General features: G+C 61.8%; 14 protein-coding genes. 1 reads left to right on the forward strand and 13 read right to left on the reverse strand.

The window, feature by feature from the left end; genetic code table 11:
* Position 1: 1 nt before the first annotated feature.
* The 6 genes from cysT to CKW22_RS06660 all read right to left on the reverse strand — a co-directional run bounded on the left by cysT (position 2) and on the right by CKW22_RS06660 (position 7,535).
* Complete coding sequence (gene cysT, locus CKW22_RS06635) at positions 2 to 820, reverse strand: sulfate ABC transporter permease subunit CysT (RefSeq protein WP_033702116.1); 819 nt, start codon at positions 818 to 820, stop codon at positions 2 to 4.
* An 87-nt stretch (positions 821 to 907) separates the two neighbouring features.
* Positions 908 to 1,915 (reverse strand): sulfate ABC transporter substrate-binding protein, encoded by a 1,008-nt coding sequence (locus CKW22_RS06640; RefSeq protein ID WP_033702118.1) that lies wholly within the window; start codon positions 1,913 to 1,915, stop codon positions 908 to 910.
* A gap of 50 nt (positions 1,916 to 1,965) precedes the next feature.
* Entirely contained in the window at positions 1,966 to 2,148 is a 183-nt protein-coding gene (oscA, locus tag CKW22_RS06645; RefSeq protein WP_016489716.1) for a sulfur starvation response protein OscA, read from the reverse strand.
* A gap of 184 nt (positions 2,149 to 2,332) precedes the next feature.
* The gene (locus tag CKW22_RS06650) at positions 2,333 to 5,386 is read right to left on the reverse strand and encodes an efflux RND transporter permease subunit (RefSeq protein ID WP_047582117.1); all 3,054 of its coding nucleotides are present in this window, start codon (positions 5,384 to 5,386) and stop codon (positions 2,333 to 2,335) included.
* Positions 5,383 to 6,450: an efflux RND transporter periplasmic adaptor subunit gene (locus CKW22_RS06655; RefSeq protein ID WP_047582115.1), complete on the reverse strand. Its 1,068-nt coding sequence runs from the start codon at positions 6,448 to 6,450 to the stop codon at positions 5,383 to 5,385. Before CKW22_RS06655 ends, CKW22_RS06650 begins: the two co-directional genes overlap by 4 nt.
* Positions 6,447 to 7,535, reverse strand: a complete 1,089-nt coding sequence (locus tag CKW22_RS06660) for an efflux RND transporter periplasmic adaptor subunit (protein WP_033702123.1) — start codon at positions 7,533 to 7,535, stop codon at positions 6,447 to 6,449. Before CKW22_RS06660 ends, CKW22_RS06655 begins: the two co-directional genes overlap by 4 nt.
* Before the next feature lie 108 nt (positions 7,536 to 7,643).
* On the opposite strand from CKW22_RS06660, the gene CKW22_RS06665 reads away from it, so the two are divergent.
* Complete coding sequence (locus CKW22_RS06665) at positions 7,644 to 8,804, forward strand: AAA family ATPase (RefSeq protein ID WP_095063918.1); 1,161 nt, start codon at positions 7,644 to 7,646, stop codon at positions 8,802 to 8,804.
* A gap of 27 nt (positions 8,805 to 8,831) precedes the next feature.
* Here CKW22_RS06665 and CKW22_RS06670 read toward each other — a convergent pair whose 3' ends face one another.
* The 7 genes from CKW22_RS06670 to CKW22_RS06700 form a co-directional block, all read right to left on the reverse strand.
* Positions 8,832 to 9,725, reverse strand: a complete 894-nt coding sequence (locus CKW22_RS06670; protein WP_047582111.1) for an ABC transporter permease subunit — start codon at positions 9,723 to 9,725, stop codon at positions 8,832 to 8,834.
* Positions 9,722 to 10,603, reverse strand: coding sequence for an ABC transporter permease subunit (locus CKW22_RS06675; protein WP_177326479.1), 882 nt, complete (start codon positions 10,601 to 10,603; stop codon positions 9,722 to 9,724). The genes CKW22_RS06670 and CKW22_RS06675 overlap by 4 nt, the downstream gene beginning before the upstream one ends.
* Before the next feature lie 35 nt (positions 10,604 to 10,638).
* Positions 10,639 to 11,781 (reverse strand): polyamine ABC transporter ATP-binding protein, encoded by a 1,143-nt coding sequence (gene potA, locus CKW22_RS06680; RefSeq protein WP_033702130.1) that lies wholly within the window; start codon positions 11,779 to 11,781, stop codon positions 10,639 to 10,641.
* Positions 11,782 to 11,853: 72 nt separating this feature from the next.
* Positions 11,854 to 12,948 (reverse strand): polyamine ABC transporter substrate-binding protein, encoded by a 1,095-nt coding sequence (locus CKW22_RS06685; RefSeq protein ID WP_033702132.1) that lies wholly within the window; start codon positions 12,946 to 12,948, stop codon positions 11,854 to 11,856.
* Positions 12,949 to 13,106: 158 nt separating this feature from the next.
* Positions 13,107 to 14,204 (reverse strand): polyamine ABC transporter substrate-binding protein, encoded by a 1,098-nt coding sequence (locus CKW22_RS06690; RefSeq protein WP_047582109.1) that lies wholly within the window; start codon positions 14,202 to 14,204, stop codon positions 13,107 to 13,109.
* Positions 14,205 to 14,374: 170 nt separating this feature from the next.
* A complete protein-coding gene (locus CKW22_RS06695; RefSeq protein WP_033702135.1) occupies positions 14,375 to 15,736 on the reverse strand; it encodes an aspartate aminotransferase family protein in 1,362 nt (453 codons plus the stop codon).
* A 48-nt stretch (positions 15,737 to 15,784) separates the two neighbouring features.
* Complete coding sequence (locus CKW22_RS06700) at positions 15,785 to 17,143, reverse strand: glutamine synthetase family protein (protein ID WP_033702137.1); 1,359 nt, start codon at positions 17,141 to 17,143, stop codon at positions 15,785 to 15,787.
* Positions 17,144 to 17,632: the final 489 nt, after the last annotated feature.

Below are 17,632 nucleotides of genomic sequence, written 5' to 3' on the forward strand. Positions count from 1 at the left end.
TTCAAGGGGTTTCGATACGGCGCTGCAGCAGGTTGATCAGCAGCAGCAGAATGAAGGAAACCACCAGCATCAACACGCCGATGGCGGTCGCGCCGGTGTAGTCGTACTGGTCGAGCTTGACCATGATCAGCAGCGGCAGGATCTCGGTCTTCATCGGCATGTTGCCGGCAATGAAGATCACCGAACCATACTCACCCACCCCGCGGGCGAAGGCCAGGGCAAAACCGGTCAGCCAGGCGGGCAGCAGTGCTGGCGCCAGTATATGGCGGAACACCTGTAGCGGTTTCGCGCCCAGGCAGGCGGCGGCCTCTTCCACTTCACGCGGGATGTCGGCCAGTACCGGCTGCACCGTGCGCACCACGAATGGCAGCGTGACGAAGGTAAGCGCCAGGGTGATGCCCAGCGGCGTGTAGGCAATCTTGAAGCCCAGGTCAGTGGCGAACTGGCCAACCCAGCCCGCCGGGGCGTACAGGGCAGTCAGGGCGATACCGGCAACGGCAGTCGGCAGGGCGAATGGCAGGTCGATCATCGCGTCGATGATCTTGCGCCCGGGGAAGGTGTAGCGCACCAGCACCCAGGCCAGCAGGGTGCCGATCACGCCATTGATGATGGCGGCGAACAGGGCGGTGCCGAAACTCAGCTTGAGCGCGGCGATCACCCGCGGCGCGCTGATGATGGTCCAGAACTGCTCCCAGGTCAGCTGCGCGGCATGCACGAACATCGCGGCCAGCGGTATCAGCACAATCAGGCTGAGGTACACCAAGGTGTAGCCCAGCGTCAGCCCGAAGCCGGGTATGACGGGGGAAATACGACGTGACATAAATATCCCTGGTTGAACGCACGAAGCCCGGCGGTTAAGCCGGGCCCGTGCAGGCTACTGAAGGGTGTTGCTCCCGCAGGCGCAGAATTACTGGGCCTGATAGATCTGGTCGAACACACCGCCGTCGTTGAAGAACTTCGGTTGCGCAGTTTTCCAGCCACCGAAGTCCTTGTCGATGGTTACCAGGTCCAGTTTCGGGAATTGCTTGCCGAATTCGGCAGCGACCTTCTCGTCACGTGGGCGGTAGAAGTTCTCGGCGGCAATCTTCTGGCCAGCCGGGCTGTACAGGTGCTTGAGGTATTCGGTGGCAATTGCGGTATTGCCCTTCTTCTCGGCGTTCTTGTCGACCACGGCCACCGGTGGCTCGGCCAGGATCGACAGCGAAGGCACGACGATTTCGAACTTGTCGGCGCCACCGTCTTCCTTCAGCGCCAGGAAGGCTTCGTTTTCCCAGGCCAGCAGGACGTCGCCCTGGCCGTTGTTGACGAAGGTGATGGTCGAGCCACGGGCGCCGGTATCCAGCACTGGCACGTGCTTGAACAGCTCTTGCACATAGGCCTTGGCCTTGTCTTCGCTACCACCGGTCTTCAGGCCGTAGGCCCAGGCGGCAAGGAAGTTCCAGCGTGCGCCGCCGGAGGTTTTCGGGTTCGGGGTGATGACCGAAACGTCTTTTTTGATCAGATCGCCCCAGTCCTTGATGCCTTTCGGGTTGCCCTTGCGCACCAAGAACACGATGGTCGAGGTGTACGGGGTGCTGGCGTCCGGCAGGCGGGTCTGCCAGTTGTCCGGCAGGGTCTTGCCGAGCTTGGCGATTTCGTCGATGTCGCCGGCCAGGGCCAAGGTCACCACGTCGGCGCGCAGGCCATCGATCACGGCACGGCCCTGTTTGCCCGAGCCACCGTGGGATTGCTGGATCTTCACCTTGTCGTCCGGGTGGGACTGCTGCCAGTGCTTGATGAATTCGGCGTTGTACTGTTGGTACAACTCACGGGTCGGGTCATAGGACACGTTCAGCAGTTCGTAGTCCTTGGCGATTGCGGAACCGGCAAAAACAGCACTGGCCAGGGCGGCGAGCGCATAACGGCGGATGGACATGGTGAAGCTCCCGATTGGCATTTTTCTAATTTTTTGAAGGTGTGGCGCGATCAGCCGGACTTGTTGCCGGGCTGTTGCAGGCGGAACTTCTCCTTGCGCTCGATCTGGACGACCTGAGCGTTGTGCACGGTAATCTCCACCGCACCGAAGCGCAGATCGCGCAAGGCGCTCTGGATCTCACGCAGAATGGTGGCTTCGTCCTGACCGTCGATGCTACGCAGAGATGCACTCATGCTCGTTCTCCTTGGAGTGAGGGTGCCGGGCAGAGATTTGAAGGGGGTTTGCGCCTGGCTTGAGGGCAATAGTAGTGAGGCGCGGATATTCTTAAAAATACTGTTTAAGAATGTTTATATAACCATTTTAAAAATACCCTGCGGACGCGGGTTTAGCCGCGCCCACAGGGTTCGGTGTAGCACTTCAGTTTTGTTTTTGCGGCTCGCGGATCTTGTACCAGGCCACATACAGGGCCGGCAGGAACAGCAAGGTCAGCAACGTCGCGACGATGATGCCGCCGATCATGGCGTAGGCCATCGGCCCCCAGAACACCTCTCGGGCAATGGGGATCATGCCCAGGCTGGCTGCCGCCGCAGTCAACAAGATCGGCCGCCGCCGATGGTTGGTGGCCTCCACCACCGCATCCCATGGCGAGAACCCCTGCGCTTCGAACTCGTCGATCTGGGTCACCAGGATCACCGAGTTGCGAATGATGATGCCGGCCAGGGCGAGAATCCCGAGAATCGCCACAAAGCCCATCGGCGTACCGGTCGGCACCAGCGCCAGCACCACACCGATCAGCCCCAGCGGCGCCACGCTGACCACCAGGAACAGCTTCTGCACGCTGTGCAGCTGGATCATCAGGAAGGTCGCCATGAGGAACAGCATCAGCGGGATGACCTTGGCGATCGGGCCTTGGGCTTTGCTGCTCTCCTCCACCGTACCGCCCGTGGCCACTTCGTAGCCGACCGGCAACTGGCTGGCGAACTCATCGATCTTCGGCTTCAGTTGGGCCACCAGGTCGGTGGGCTGGATGTCGCCGTTGACCGAGGCCTTGATGGTGATGGTCGGCTTGCGGTCACGGCGCCACACCAGCGGCTGCTCCAGTTCGTAGCGCACGGTGGCGAAGGCCAGCAGCGGTATCGAGGTGCCACTTGGGGTGACGATCTGCAGGTTCTGCAGTGTGTCCGGCGAACCCCGCTCGCTGTCCACGGCACGGGCGACCACGTCCACCAGGTAGATATTGTCGTTGACCTCGGTCACAGGTGCGCCGCTGACGATGCTGTTCATCACGTTCGCCACGTCTTCGGACGACAGCCCCAGCTGGCGTGCCTTGTCCTGGGCGATTTCGATCCGCAGCACCTTACCGGGCTCGTTCCAGTCGTAGATCATCTCGCCGATGTGCTCGTTGGCATCGAGCAGCGTGGCCAGGTCGATCGCATGCTTGCGCACCTGGTCGATGTCCTTGCCGCTGACGCGGTACTGGATCGGCCGGCCCACCGGCGGGCCCATCTCCAGCGACTGCACGTTGGTGCCGATGCCGACGAACTCTTCATGCAGCAGTTTCTGCAGGCGCACCATCATGCCTGCACGCTCCTCGAAGCCTTTGCTGACGATGACCAGCTGGGCGTAGTACGGGTTCTGCAGTTGCTGGTCCAGGGGCAGGTAGAAGCGGATTGCGCCCTGGCCGATATAGGTGCTCCAGCGCACCAGGTCCGGGTCGTCCTTGATTCTCGCCTCCAGGCGGTCGACCACCTTGCGCGTCTCCTCGATCGAGGCGTTTTGCGGCAAGTTGAGATCGACGAGGATTTCCGGGCGATCGGACGACGGGAAGAACTGGTTTTGCACAAAGCGCATGCAGAACAACGCCAGGACGAACAATACGATGGTACCGATGATGGTCAGCCATCTGTTGCGCATACACCACAGCAAACCGCCTTCGAACGCCCGCCCTAAGCGGCCAGGCTCGGCGTCGTGGGCCTTGAGCTTGTCAATCTTGAGAATATGCACGCCCAGCACCGGCGCAAAGAACACCGCCACCACCCAGGACACGATCAGTGCCACGGCGATCACTGCGAACAGGGTATAGGTGTACTCGCCGGCAGAACTGGCATTGAGGCCGATCGGCACGAAGCCGGCCACGGTCACCAAGGTGCCGGTGAGCATGGGGAATGCCGTGGAGGTGTAGGCAAAGGTAGCCGCCTGCTCCTTGCTCTCGCCCATTTCCAGCCGTGTGACCATCACCTCGACGGTAATCATCGCATCGTCCACCAGCAGCCCCAGGGCGATGATCAGCGCACCCAGCGAGATCCGCTGCATGGTGATGCCGCTGTATTCCATGAACACAAAGACCATGGCCAGCACCAGCGGGATCGAGCAGGCCACCACCAGCCCGGCGCGCACGCCCAGGCTGACGAAGCTCACCGCCAGCACGATCACCACCGCCTCGAACAAGGCGCTGGTAAAACCGCCCACCGCGTCCTTGACCACCACCGACTGGTCGGACACGGTGTGCACACCCACGCCCACTGGCAGGTCGCTGACGATGCTGTCCATCTTCTGCTTCAGCGCAGCGCCGAACACTTGAATGTTGCCGCCGGCCTTCATGCCGATCGCCAGGCCAATGGCAGTCTGGCCGTTGTAGCGGAACATCGGCGCAGGCGGGTCGACGTAGCCGCGCTCGATATCGGCGATATCGGCCAGGCGGAAGAAGCGGTCATTGATCCGCAGGTTGACGGTTTGCAGGTCTTTCTCGGAGGCGAACTGCCCGGTAGTACGTACCGAGATGCGCTCTGGCCCGGCTTCGATCACCCCGGCCGGGGTCACCGCGTTCTGTTGCTGCAGCGCCTGCATGACTTGGCGCTGGTCGATGCCCAGGGCCGCCAGCTTGCGGGTGGAGAACTTCAGGTACAGCACTTCGTCCTGGGTGCCGACCAGTTCGATCTTGCCGATATTGGGTACTTCACGCACCTCGGCGCGGGCCTGCTCCACATAGTCGCGCAACTGGCGCAGGGTCAGGCCGTCGGCGGTAAAGGCGTAGATGGAGCCAAACACGTCGCCGAATTCGTCGTTGAAGCCCGGCCCCTGGATGCCTTGGGGGAATTCGCCGCGAATGTCCTGGATCTTCTTGCGCACCTGATACCAGATGTCCGGGATGTCGGCGGCCTTGGTGGTGTCGCGCAGGTAGACGTAGACGGTGGACTCGCCGGGGCGTGTGTAGCTTTTGGTGTAGTCGAGGGAGTCGAGCTCTTCGAGCTTCTTCTCGATGCGGTCGGTGACCTGGTAAAGGGTCTCGTCCTGCGTCGCACCGGGCCAGCGGGTCTGGATCACCATGGTCTTGATGGTGAACGACGGGTCTTCCTCACGGCCCAGGTTGAAATAGGAAAAAATCCCCATCAACAAACCGACGAACATCAGGTACCAGACGAAGGACTGGTGGCGCAGCGCCCATTCGGACAGGTTGAAGCTTCCTTTCATTGCGCGTCCTCGTCGAAGGTAACTTTCTGGCCGGGCTTGAGGCTGTTCACACCAGCGGTAACCACGCGCTCGCCGGGTTGTACGCCGGCGCTCAACATGAAGCTGTCGCTGGTGCGTTCGGTCAGCGTGACGTCACGGGTGGCGACTGTTTTCTGTTGGGGGTCGATCACCCAGACCTGGGTTTTGCCATCACGCTCAAGCAGCGCGCTCAGGGGCAGTTCACTGCGCGGGGTGATCGCCGAGGTCAGGGTCACGCTGATCGCCGTGCCCAGGTGGAACGCGTCCGGGGTGCTAGCCAGGGTCAGCCGGGCACGCCGGGTGCGCGTGGCAGCGTCGGCCTGGGGCTCCAGCTCGCGCAGGGTGGCGGTGGTGTTGATGCTGGTATCCAGCTGCGAGGCAACGGTGAACGTAAGGTCCTTGGTCAATGCTTCGGCAATGTTTATGGGCAAGTCGATGACCGCTTCCTTGACGTCTGGTCGGGCCAGGGTGACCACGGCCTGCCCGGCCGTGACGGTCTGCCCGGCTTCGGCCTGCCAGGCGGTGATCACGGCCGCATGGTCGCTGCGCAGGGTGCTGTAGTCGAGCTGATCGCGAGCCTGGCTGACCGCCGAGCGCGCCTGTTCCAGGCTGGCACCGGTGGTTTTCAGGTCGGTCTGGGCAATATCCAGCTGGGCCTGGGCGCCAACGCCGCGGTCATACAACTGCTGCTGACGACGTGCGTTGGCCTGGGCGTTGATCCACTGCGCCTGAACCCTGGCGAGGTCGCCCTCGGCCGCGCGCAGCTGGTTCTGCTGGTCGGTCGGGTCAAGGGTGGCCAAGGTATCGCCGGGTTTCACCTGGGCGCCGACATCCAGCCAACGCCGGGCGATGCGCCCGGAGACGCGAAAACCCAGGGTACTTTCAAAACGCGCCTGGATGGCGCCGGCGAAGCGGCCCAGCTGCGACTGCGCCTGCGCCTCGACCAGGGTCGACAGCACAGGGCGCACGGCTTCGGGTTGCTGTTCTTCACTGCCACAGGCGCTCAACAACAGCCCTGCCGCGCCTATCAGCATTAGACGTTTCATGGCGCGGCGCCTCCATCCTGAGCATCGACTTTTTCAACCTGCATGCCCGGATGCAAGAGCTGACCACCGCTGACCACAACCGTTTCGCCACCTTTGATGCCTTGGGCGACGACGACCTTGCCGGTGAGGTAGCGCGTGACCTGCACTTTGCGCAGCTCGACCTTGTCGCCCTCGCCCACCACCCACACTGCCGGCTCATGCAAGGCCTTGGTCAGTGCCGCCCAAGGTAACTCGATGCTCGGTCGCCCCTGAGCATTGGCCGTGGCGGTGACCGGCGAGCCCAATTGCATGCCCGGCGGCACGTTGCGCAAGGCCACCTTGACCTGCACCGTGCCGCTCTGCGCCGACACCGTCGGGGTGATTTCGCGGACAAAACCCTGGGCCTGAACCTTGGGGTCATCGAGCAGGCTGACGACCACTCCGGCATCGCTTGGCGGTGCCACCAGCAGCGATTCATAGACATTGAACACCGCGTCGCGGTCGCCATCGCGGGCCAGGCCGAAGATCGGCATGGTCGCCTGCACCACCTGGCCGACTTCGGCCTGGCGCTCGGTGATCACGCCATCGGCCTCGGACACCAGCGCGGTATAGCTCAACTGCTCCCGGGCATTGGCCAGCTGTGCCTGAGCGGCCTTGAGCGCGCTCTGGTTGCTGCGCAGCGCCGCTTCGGCAGAGTCGTACTCGCTCTGGCTGGTATAGCCTTTGGGCAACAGTTTTTGCTGGCGCACGAAGGCGGCGGCCGTCTGTGTCACACGCGCCTGGGCGGCGAACACTTCAGCCTTGGCCGAGTCGACGTTGTTCTGCAAGTCTTTGGGGTCGAGCCGCGCCAGTACCTGGTTGGCCTTGACGTGATCGCCCACATCGACACTGCGTGAAATGATCTTGCCGCCCACACGGAACGACAAATCGGTTTGTACCCGTGCCTGCACGTCGCCGGTCAGGGTGACCCTGGCAGCGAAGTCAGTGGGTTGTACTTGTAGCACGCCGACCCGAGGCAGTTCCGGGCTCGAGACTTCCCTCTCGCACCCCGACAACATAAACAGCAACCCCAGGCAGACGACCGACAGAAGACGCCTCAACGTCATGCGGGCTCCTTGCTTGCGCGCAAATGGTTCGAGGAATGCGACTGTTAGCGTAGTTCAGGGTTCAGCAAACAGCGATACTGCCTGTTCGCCCGCACACGGAAGCGCCCCATGCTCACGACTCTGGCCATTGCCAACTACCGCTCGATCAACCAGTTGGTGATGCCGCTGGGTCGGCTGAACCTGATTACCGGCGCCAATGGCAGCGGCAAGTCCAACCTGTACAAGGCCCTGCGCCTGCTGGCCGAGACAGCGCGCGGCGGGGTGGTCAATGCCTTGGCCGCCGAGGGTGGGCTGGAATCCACGTTCCATGCCGGGCCCGAAAAACTCAGCCGGCGCATGCTCAAGGGCGAGGTGCCGGTGCAAGGTGGGCCGCGCCAGCAGGTACGGCGCCTGAAAATGGGCTTCACCGACGAAGATTTCGGTTATGCCATTGGCCTTGGGCTGCCGGAGCCAAGCCAGTCGAAGTTTTCCCTGGACCCGCAGATCAAGCATGAAGCGATCTGGGCGGGCCCGGTCTGCCGCCCCGCCAGCCTGCTGGTGGAGCGCAGCGCGGCCATGGTGCGCGCCCGCGAGGGGCGCCAGTGGCAGGTCATGAGCCAGCACATGACCGAGTTCGACAGCCTGTTCGACCAGGTCGGTAGCGTGCAGGGTTCACCTGAAGTGCTGCACCTGCGTGAGCAGATCCGCAGCTGGCGCTTTTATGATCACTTCCGTACCGACCCCGAGGCACCGGCACGCCAAGCGCGCCTTGGCACCCGCACGCCTGTGCTGCACCACGATGGCCGGGACCTGGCGGCGGCGTTGCAGACCATCAAGGAGATCGGCGATTTCGAGGCGCTGCAGGCGGCGGTCAGCGATGCCTTCCCTGGCTCACAGGTGGGCATCGAGGCGACACCGGGTGGCTTGTTCAGCCTGCGCTTTCAGCAGGCAGGGCTGTTGCGGCCGTTGAGTGCCGCCGAGCTGTCCGACGGCACCTTGCGTTACCTGCTGCTGGTGGCAGCCCTGCTGACGCCCCGCCCACCGAGCATGATGGTGCTCAACGAACCGGAGACCAGCTTGCATCCGGACTTGCTACCGGCGCTGGCGCGGCTGATCCGGCGGGCTTCGCAGCAGTGCCAGGTGTGGGTGGTATCGCATGCCCCGCGGTTGGTGGCGGCGCTGGAAGAGGATGAGGGGTGCAATGCCATAAGGCTGACGAAAGAGCTGGGGCAGACTGTGATCGTCGGGCAGGGGATGCTGGATGAGCCGGCTTGGCATTGGCCGGATTGAGGGGCCGCGAAGCGGCCCCAAACCGGGTCAGGCCGACGCTGCAGCAGCCGTCGAGCGCTTGACCTGTGGCTGCGACACGTTCGCCGCTGCACCTTCCTCGATTGCTTGCTGAATCGCCTTGCGACGACGCTCTTCAGCACGGCGGCTGAAGAACCAGACCATGAAGGTCACCAGCGACACCGACAGCAGGATCAAGCTGGCCACGGCGTTGATCTCAGGCTTCACGCCCAGGCGCACCGCCGAGAACACTTCCATCGGCAAGGTGGTCGAGCCAGGCCCGGACACGAAGCTGGCCAGCACCAGGTCGTCCAGCGACAGCGCGAACGACATCATGCCGCCCGCCGCCAGCGAAGGCGCAATCATCGGGATGGTGATCAGGAAGAACACCTTCCACGGCTTGGCACCCAGGTCCATCGCCGCTTCCTCGATCGACAGGTCCAGTTCACGCAGCCGCGCCGACACCACCACCGCCACATATGCCGCACAGAACGTGGTGTGGGCGATCCAGATGGTGACGATGCCACGCTCCTGCGGCCAGCCGATCATCTGCGCCATGGCCACGAACAGCAGCAACAGCGACAGACCAGTGATCACCTCAGGCATGACCAGCGGCGCGGTGACCAGGCCACCGAACAGCGTACGGCCCTTGAAGCGAGTGACCCGGGTCAGCACGAAGGCCGCCAGGGTACCCAACGCCACCGCCGCCACCGCCGTGTAGCAGGCGATCTCCAGCGAGCGCATCACCGACCCCATCAACTGGGTGTTGTCGAGCAAGCCGACGTACCATTTCACCGACCAGCCACCCCACACCGTCACCAGCTTGGAGGCGTTGAACGAATAGATCACCAGGATCAGCATCGGCAGGTAGATGAACAGCAAGCCGAGCACCAGCATCAGCTTGGAGAAACTGAAACGCTTCATGCCCTGCCCTCCATCTCTTTGGCCTGGCTGCGGTTGAACAGCAGGATGGGCACGATCAGGATCGCCAGCATCACCACCGCCAGCGCGGACGCCACCGGCCAGTCACGGTTGTTGAAGAACTCTTGCCACAGCACCTTACCGATCATCAGGGTTTCCGGGCCGCCCAGCAGTTCCGGGATCACGAACTCACCCACCACCGGGATGAACACCAGCATGCAGCCGGCGATGATGCCGTTCTTGGACAGCGGCACGGTGATCTTCCAGAAGCTGTTGAAGGTGCTCGAACCCAGGTCCGATGCAGCTTCCAACAGGCTCGGGTCATGCTTCACCAGGTTGGCGTACAGCGGCAGGATCATGAACGGCAGGTACGAATAGACCACGCCGATATACACCGCCAGGTTGGTGTTGAGGATCTGCAACGGCTGGTCGATCAGCCCCAGCCACATCAGGAAGCTGTTGAGCAGCCCGTTGTTGCTGAGGATGCCCATCCAGGCGTAGACGCGGATCAGGATCGCCGTCCAGGTCGGCATCATGATCAGCAGCAACAGCACGGTCTGCGACTCTTTGCGGGCATTGGCGATGGAATAGGCCATCGGGTAGCCGATCAACAGGCACAGCAGGGTGCTGATGAAGGCCATCTTCAACGAGCCGAGGTAGGCCGAGATGTACAGCTCGTCCTCGGTCAACAGCCCGTAGTTGGCCAGGTTGAGCACCAACTGGATCTTGTCTTCGACGTAGCTGTAGATCTCGGTATACGGCGGGATCGCCACGTCGGCTTCAGCAAAGCTGATCTTCAACACGATGAAGAACGGCAGCATGAAGAACAGGAACAGCCAGATGAACGGCACACCGATCACCAGGTGCCGCCCCTCAGGGATCAAGCGCTGGAAGGCTCGCTTGAGCTTGCGCAGTTTCATGACCGCAGTACCACGCCGCTGTCGTCTTCCCACCACACGTACACTTCATCGCCCCAGGTCGGACGCGTGCCCTGGCGCTCGGCGTTGGCCACGAACGACTGGACGATCTTGCCGCTCGGCAGCTCGACGTAGAACACCGAGTGGCCGCCCAGGTAGGCGATGTCGTGGACCTTGCCGCGCGACCAATTGTGCTCGCAGGTCGGCTGCTGGGTAGTGACCAGCATTTTTTCCGGGCGCAGCGCGTAGGTGATGTGTTTGTCTTCGACCGACGTGGTGATGCCGTGGCCGACGTAGATCTTGCGCTCCAGCTCAGGGCTGGCAATGATCGCGTGGCCTTCGGCGTCGTCGACCACATCACCCTCGAACAGGTTGACGTTGCCGATGAATTCGCACACCAGGCGGCTGGTCGGGGTCTCGTAGATGTCCACCGGCGAGCCGATCTGGGCGATCCAGCCCAGGTGCATGATGGCGATACGCTGGGCCATGGTCATGGCCTCTTCCTGGTCGTGGGTCACCATCACGCAGGTCACACCCACGCGTTCGATGATCTCCACCAGCTCCAACTGCATCTGCGAGCGCAGCTTCTTGTCCAGGGCGCCCATCGGCTCATCGAGCAACAGCAGCTTCGGCCGTTTGGCCAGCGAGCGGGCCAGGGCCACACGTTGGCGCTGGCCGCCAGACAGCTGGTGCGGCTTGCGCTTGGCGTACTGGGTCATGTGCACCAGCTTGAGCATCTCGGCCACGCGGGCGTCGACGTCGGCCTTGGGCAACTTGTCCTGCTGCAGGCCGAAGGCGATGTTCTGCGCCACGGTCATGTGCGGGAACAGCGCGTAGGACTGGAACATCATGTTGATCGGCCGCTCGTAGGGCGGCATGTCGGTGATGTCGACGCCGTCGAGCAGGATCCGCCCTTCGCTCGGCCGTTCGAAACCGGCCAGCATACGCAGCAAGGTCGATTTGCCGGAACCGGAGCCACCCAGCAGGGCGAAGATCTCGCCCTTGCGGATTTCCAGGGACACATCGTCCACAGCTACCGTTTCGTCGAACTTTTTCGTGACCCGGTCGATCTTGACCAGCACCTGCTTGGGTTGCTGGCCACCCTCGAGGGCTTTCTTATAGGCACCGGAGGCAACTGCCATGAGTGAAACTCCCAACAAGATTTGTGTGCCCGCGCAACCTGTTCTGCAGAGGGCCGCGGCGGGCCTGGATTGTTACTTGCCCGACTTGACCTTGGTCCAGCTACGAGTCATCAGACGTTGCACCTTGGGTGGCAACTCAGCGTTGACGAACATCTTGTCCAGCACTTCCTGCGGTGGGTAAACCGCGGCGTCAGTCCTCACGGCCTGGTCCATCAGGTCGCCAGCCTTGGGGTTCGGGTTGGCGTAACCGACGTAATCACTGACCTGGGCGATAACCTCAGGTTTCAGCAAATAGTTGATGAAGGCATGGGCCTCTTTGACGTTCTTGGCGTCCTTGGGGATCGCCAGTACATCGAACCAGAGGTTGCCGCCTTCCTTGGGAATCGCATAAGCCAAGTTCACACCCTTCTTGGCTTCTTCCGCACGGGCCTTGGCCTGGAAGATATCGCCCGAGAAGCCCGCCGCGACGCAGATGTCGCCGTTGGCCAGGTCGGTGATGTACTTGGACGAGTGGAAGTAGGTCACGTACGGGCGTACCGCCAGCAGCTTCTTCTCGGCCTTTTTATAGTCGTCGGGGTTGCTGCTGTTGGGGTCCAGCCCCATGTAGTTGAGCACCGCCGGGAGCATTTCGTCCGCCGAGTCGAGGAAGGCAACACCACACGTGGAGAGCTTCTTCATGTTCTCGGGTTCGAACAACACAGCCCAGGAATCGATAGTGTCGACGCCCAGCGCAGCCTTGACCTTTTCTACGTTGTAACCAATGCCGTTGGTGCCCCACAGGTAAGGCACGGCGTACTGGTTGCCCGGGTCATTCTTCTCGAGGCGCTTCATCAGCGCCGGGTCCAGGTTGGCATAATTGGGCAGCAGGTTCTTGTCGAGCTTCTGGAACGCGCCCGCCTTGATCTGCTTGCCGAGGAAATGGTTGGACGGCACGACGACGTCATAACCGGTGTTACCGGCCAGCAGCTTGCCTTCCAGTGTTTCGTTGGAATCGAAAACGTCCTGCACGGGCTTGATACCCGTTGCCTTCTCGAAGTCCGCGAGTGTGGTTGGGCCGATGTAATCGGACCAGTTGTAGAAATGCACCGTAGGCGCCGCTTGGACGCTGCATGCCAGCGTCAGGCCCGCTCCAGCCATCAAGGCCTTGCGTAATACAGAAATAGACAAGTGGGTGGTCCTCACAATCAGTGCATGGGTAGCGGCAATGTGGCCGCACACGCAAAACCGGCGCGCAACTTACCTTCGCAGCTTCGATGCCGCAATCAACAATTGCCTTTCACTGCCTCTGAGCCGGTAAAGCCCGGCCCAGAGGTGTCGCATCAGGCTTATTTGCCCGACTTGATCTTGGTCCAGCTGCGGGTGATGTCGCGCTGGGCGGCCTTCTCTGGCGCTTTGATGGCGTACAGTTGCGCCTTCACTGCATCAGACGGGTAGATGGCCGGGTCGCTGGTGATGTCCTTGTCGACGAACTCGGTCGCCGCCATGTTGCCGTTCGGGAAACGCACGGCGTTGGTGATGGCGGCCATCACTTTCGGCTGCAGCAGGTATTCCATGAACTTGTAGGCAGCTTCGACGTTTTCGGCGTCTTTCGGAATGGCGACCATGTCATAGAAGGTGCCGGCACCTTCCTTCGGAATGACATAGCTCAGCTTGACCTTGTCGCCGGCCTCGTGGGCACGGGCCTTGGACTGCTCCAGGTCACCCGAGTAACCCACAGCCACGCAGATGTTGCCGTTGGCGAGGTCAGAGATGTACTTGGAGGAATGGAAGTAGGTAATCGACGGACGAATCTTCAGGAACAGATCTTCCGCGGCTTTCAGGTCTTCTTTCTTGGTGCTGTCGCTCGGCTTGCCCAGGAAATGCAACGCGGCCGGGATCATCTCGGTCGGTGCATCGAGGAAGCTCACGCCACAGCTTTTGAGTTTTTCGATGTTCTCAGGCTTGAACACGACGTCCCACGATTCGATCTTGTCGACGCCCAGCGCGGCCTTGACCTTCTCTGGGTTGTAACCGATACCGATGGAGCCCCACATGTAGGGGAAGGCGAATTTGTTGCCTGGGTCGCTGGCGTCGCCAACAGCCTTGAGCAGGGCTGGGTCGAGGTTTTTCCAGCTTGGCAGCTTGGAGCGGTCCAGCTCCTGGTAGACGCCGGCCTTGATCTGCTTGGCCAGGAAGTTGTTGGACGGCACGACGATGTCATAGCCCGACTTGCCTGCCAGCAACTTGGCTTCGAGGGTCTCGTTGCTGTCGAAGACGTCATAGACGACCTTGATGCCGGTCTCTTTCTCGAAATTGGCCACGGTGTCCGGGGCGATGTAGTCCGACCAGTTGTACACGTGCAGTACTTTGTCATCAGCCTGAACAGCGGTCGCCATGGCACCCATCAGGGCGGCGGCCAGCAACGTCTTGCCCATTTTCTTCATGCGTCATGCTCCAGATTTTTTTTGATTAGCCATCCGTTCAGCTGCCAGGTCCCGCAGTACACGCGCTGGGCGACTGAAACAGTCGCTAGTCTGGCAAGTTACAAGGCGCTGTTTCAAGGAAAGCAGCCCCTTGTAACCAACTAATGTCACAACGCTAGCCTAGCAGGTGCTCATCTGATCGCTTCGAGGGTCAGGTCCAGGCACTTGCGCGCCTTTTCCACCAGCTCGTCGATCTCTGCATGGCTGATCACCAGCGGTGGCGCGATGATCATGGTGTCACCCACCGCACGCATGATCAGGCCGTTCTCGAAGCAGAAGTTGCGGCAGATCATGCCCACCCCCTTGCCTTCGTAACGGCTGCGGGTCGCCTTGTCCTTGACCAGCTCGATCGCGCCGAGCAGGCCCAGGCCGCGCACCTCACCCACCAGCGGGTGGTCTTGCAGCTCACGCAAACGCTTTTGCAAATACGGTGCCGCTTCGTTGCGTGCCTGCTCGACAATGTGCTCGTCGCGCAGGATGCGCAGGTTTTCCAGGCCTACTGCGGCCGCTACCGGGTGGCCCGAATAGGTGAAGCCGTGGTTGAAATCGCCGCCTTCGCTGATCACCTTGGCCACAGTGTCACGCACGATCACACCGCCCATGGGGATGTAACCGGAGGTCAGGCCCTTGGCGATGGTCATCAGGTCGGGCTTGAGGTCGTAGTAGTCGGAGCCGAACCACTCGCCGGTGCGGCCGAAGCCGCAGATGACTTCGTCGGCAACGAACAGGATGTCGTACTTGGCGAGGATCTCCTTGACCTTCGGCCAGTACGTTTCTGGCGGGATGATCACCCCGCCCGCGCCCTGGATCGGCTCGGCGATGAAGGCCGCGACGTTGTCTTCGCCGACTTCGAGGATTTTCTTCTCCAGTTGCTCGGCGGCCCACACCCCGAACGCGTCCGGGCTCATGTCCCCGCCCTCACCGAACCAGTACGGCTGCGGGATGTGCACAATGCCCGGGATCGGCAGGCCGCCCTGCTCGTGCATGCCACTCATGCCACCCAGGCACGCACCGGCGAAGGTGGAGCCGTGGTAGCCGTTGATGCGGCCGATGATGGTCTGCTTGTGCGGTTTACCCTTCAGTGCCCAGTAGTGACGGACCATGCGCAGCACGGTGTCGTTGCCTTCGGAGCCGGAGCCGGTGAAGAACACATGGCTCATGCCTTCAGGCGCCACGTCGGTGATCGCCTTGGCCAGCTCCAATGCCGGCGGGTGCGCGGTCTGGAAGAACAGGTTGTAGTACGGCAGCTCGCGCATCTGCTTTTCGGCAGCCTGCACCAGCTCTTCGCGGCCATACCCCACCGCAACGCACCACAGGCCGGCCATGCCGTCGAGGATCTTGTTGCCCTCGCTGTCCCACAAATGCACGCCCTGGGCCTTGGTAATGATGCGCGGCCCCTTCTCCTTCAGCTGTTTGTAGTCGCTGAAGGGCGCGAGGTGATGCTCGCCGCTCAGGGTTTGCCATTCACGGGTTTGCGGGTTTTTGACGCTCATGTGCTTCTCCGTTATCCGACAGCCGCGCTCCTGCGGCACCAGGGTTGATCAGACTGCAAACAGCAGGAACTCACGTTCCCAGGAACTGATGACGCGTTTGAAGTTTTCGTGTTCGGCGCGTTTGGTGGCGACGTAGCCGGTGATGAACTTCTTGCCCAGGTACTGCACCAGCGCACGGCTGACTTCCATGCGTTCCAGGGCGTCTTCGATGGTCAGTGGCAGGCGCAGGTTGCGGCGTTCGTAACCACGGCCCTGCACCGGCGCGCTGGCCTCGATGCCTTCGACCATGCCGATGTAGCCGCACAGCAGGCTGGCGGCGATGGCCAGGTAAGGGTTGGCATCGGCGCCCGGCAGGCGGTTTTCGACCCGGCGGTTCTGCGGCCCGGCATCCGGCACGCGCAGGCCGACGGTACGGTTTTCCTCGCCCCACTCGACGTTCACCGGGGCCGAGGTGTCGGGCAGGAAGCGGCGGAACGAGTTGACGTTGGGGGCGAACAGCGGCAGCGCCTCGGGGATGAACTTCTGCAGGCCACCGATGTGGTGCAGGAACAGCTCGCTCATGCTGCCGTCTTCGTTACTGAAGATGTTCTTGCCGGTGGCCGCGTCGATCACGCTCTGGTGCAGGTGCATGGCACTGCCAGGCTCGCCGGTCATGGGCTTGGCCATGAAGGTCGCGGCCACATTGTGCTTGAGCGCGGCCTCGCGCATGGTGCGTTTGAACACCAGGATCTGGTCGGCCAGGTGCAGCGCGTTGCCGTGACGGAAGTTGATTTCCATCTGCGCCGTGCCGTCTTCGTGGATCAGCGTGTCGAGGTCCAGCTTCTGCAGTTCGCACCAGTCATAGACATCCTCGAACAGCGGGTCGAATTCGTTGGCGGCTTCGATCGAGAACGACTGGCGGCCGGTTTCCGGGCGCCCCGAGCGGCCTACCGGCGGCTGCAGCGGGAAGTCCGGGTCTTCGCTACGCTTGGTCAGGTAGAACTCCATCTCGGGCGCGACAATCGGCTGCCAGCCTTTGTCGGCGTAGAGCTTGAGCACTTTCTTCAAGACGTTGCGCGGCGACAGTTCGACCGGGTTGCCCTTCTTGTCGTAGGTGTCGTGGATCACCTGCGCTGTCGGCTCGATGGCCCAGGGCACCAGGAACACGGCGTCTTCGTCGGGGCGGCAGATCATGTCGATGTCGGCCGGGTCGAGCAGTTCGTAATAGATGTCGTCGTCGACGTAGTCACCCGTCACGGTCTGCAGCAGCACGCTCTCGGGCAGGCGCATGCCTTTTTCGGCGATGAACTTGTTGGTCGGCGAGATCTTGCCGCGCGTGATACCAGTGAGGTCGCTGATCATGCATTCGACTTCAGTGATCTTGTGCTCTTTCAACCAATCGGTGAGCTGGTCGAGGTTGTTACTCATAAATACCTCAGGAGGTAAGGTGGTCCGCGCATTGATTCTGGATGGAGAAGATTGCTAAAGCAAAAACCCCCACGCACGAGCACAGTGGATACACTGAAACCAAGCGTGTCCGTAATGAGTTTGAAGGGCAGGAAGGCGAATCGAGTAGCGCAACGCCGCTACGGGGGAAGGTCCGGGTGCGCCAAGCGTCAATTATTGCGGCCAGGGCGGCCACACCGTTGACGGTGCGTTCATGAACGACAGGGGTACCCGACTGCACTGCGCAGGCAGCGCTTTCAGGTCGCGACAAGCGGACCATATGACCCTCGTATTATTGTGTTTTGGGTTGTGACCGAGCTTAGCCTTGTTCATTTTTTTACACAACACCTCCGTAAAAAATAAAACACGGCAAGCTTGAGATAGCCCTTTGAGCGGTAAATAGCGGATAATGGCACGCCCCGATATGCAGCAAATCTGCCGTAGATGTGCCATTTCAGGGCATCATGGGGT

This window comes from Pseudomonas sp. Irchel s3f19 (genome assembly GCF_900187555.1).
In the GTDB taxonomy this organism is placed as follows: Bacteria; Pseudomonadota; Gammaproteobacteria; order Pseudomonadales; family Pseudomonadaceae; genus Aquipseudomonas; species Aquipseudomonas capeferrum.

Coding starts and splice junctions, on each gene's coding strand:
- cysT (WP_033702116.1), bottom strand. CDS start 820: ATGTCACGTCGTATTTCCCCCGTCATACCCGGCTTCGGGCTGACGCTG.
- CKW22_RS06640 (WP_033702118.1), bottom strand. CDS start 1,915: ATGTCCATCCGCCGTTATGCGCTCGCCGCCCTGGCCAGTGCTGTTTTT.
- oscA (WP_016489716.1), bottom strand. CDS start 2,148: ATGAGTGCATCTCTGCGTAGCATCGACGGTCAGGACGAAGCCACCATT.
- CKW22_RS06650 (WP_047582117.1), bottom strand. CDS start 5,386: ATGAAAGGAAGCTTCAACCTGTCCGAATGGGCGCTGCGCCACCAGTCC.
- CKW22_RS06655 (WP_047582115.1), bottom strand. CDS start 6,450: ATGAAACGTCTAATGCTGATAGGCGCGGCAGGGCTGTTGTTGAGCGCC.
- CKW22_RS06660 (WP_033702123.1), bottom strand. CDS start 7,535: ATGACGTTGAGGCGTCTTCTGTCGGTCGTCTGCCTGGGGTTGCTGTTT.
- CKW22_RS06665 (WP_095063918.1), top strand. CDS start 7,644: ATGCTCACGACTCTGGCCATTGCCAACTACCGCTCGATCAACCAGTTG.
- CKW22_RS06670 (WP_047582111.1), bottom strand. CDS start 9,725: ATGAAGCGTTTCAGTTTCTCCAAGCTGATGCTGGTGCTCGGCTTGCTG.
- potA (WP_033702130.1), bottom strand. CDS start 11,781: ATGGCAGTTGCCTCCGGTGCCTATAAGAAAGCCCTCGAGGGTGGCCAG.
- CKW22_RS06690 (WP_047582109.1), bottom strand. CDS start 14,204: ATGAAGAAAATGGGCAAGACGTTGCTGGCCGCCGCCCTGATGGGTGCC.
- CKW22_RS06695 (WP_033702135.1), bottom strand. CDS start 15,736: ATGAGCGTCAAAAACCCGCAAACCCGTGAATGGCAAACCCTGAGCGGC.
- CKW22_RS06700 (WP_033702137.1), bottom strand. CDS start 17,143: ATGAGTAACAACCTCGACCAGCTCACCGATTGGTTGAAAGAGCACAAG.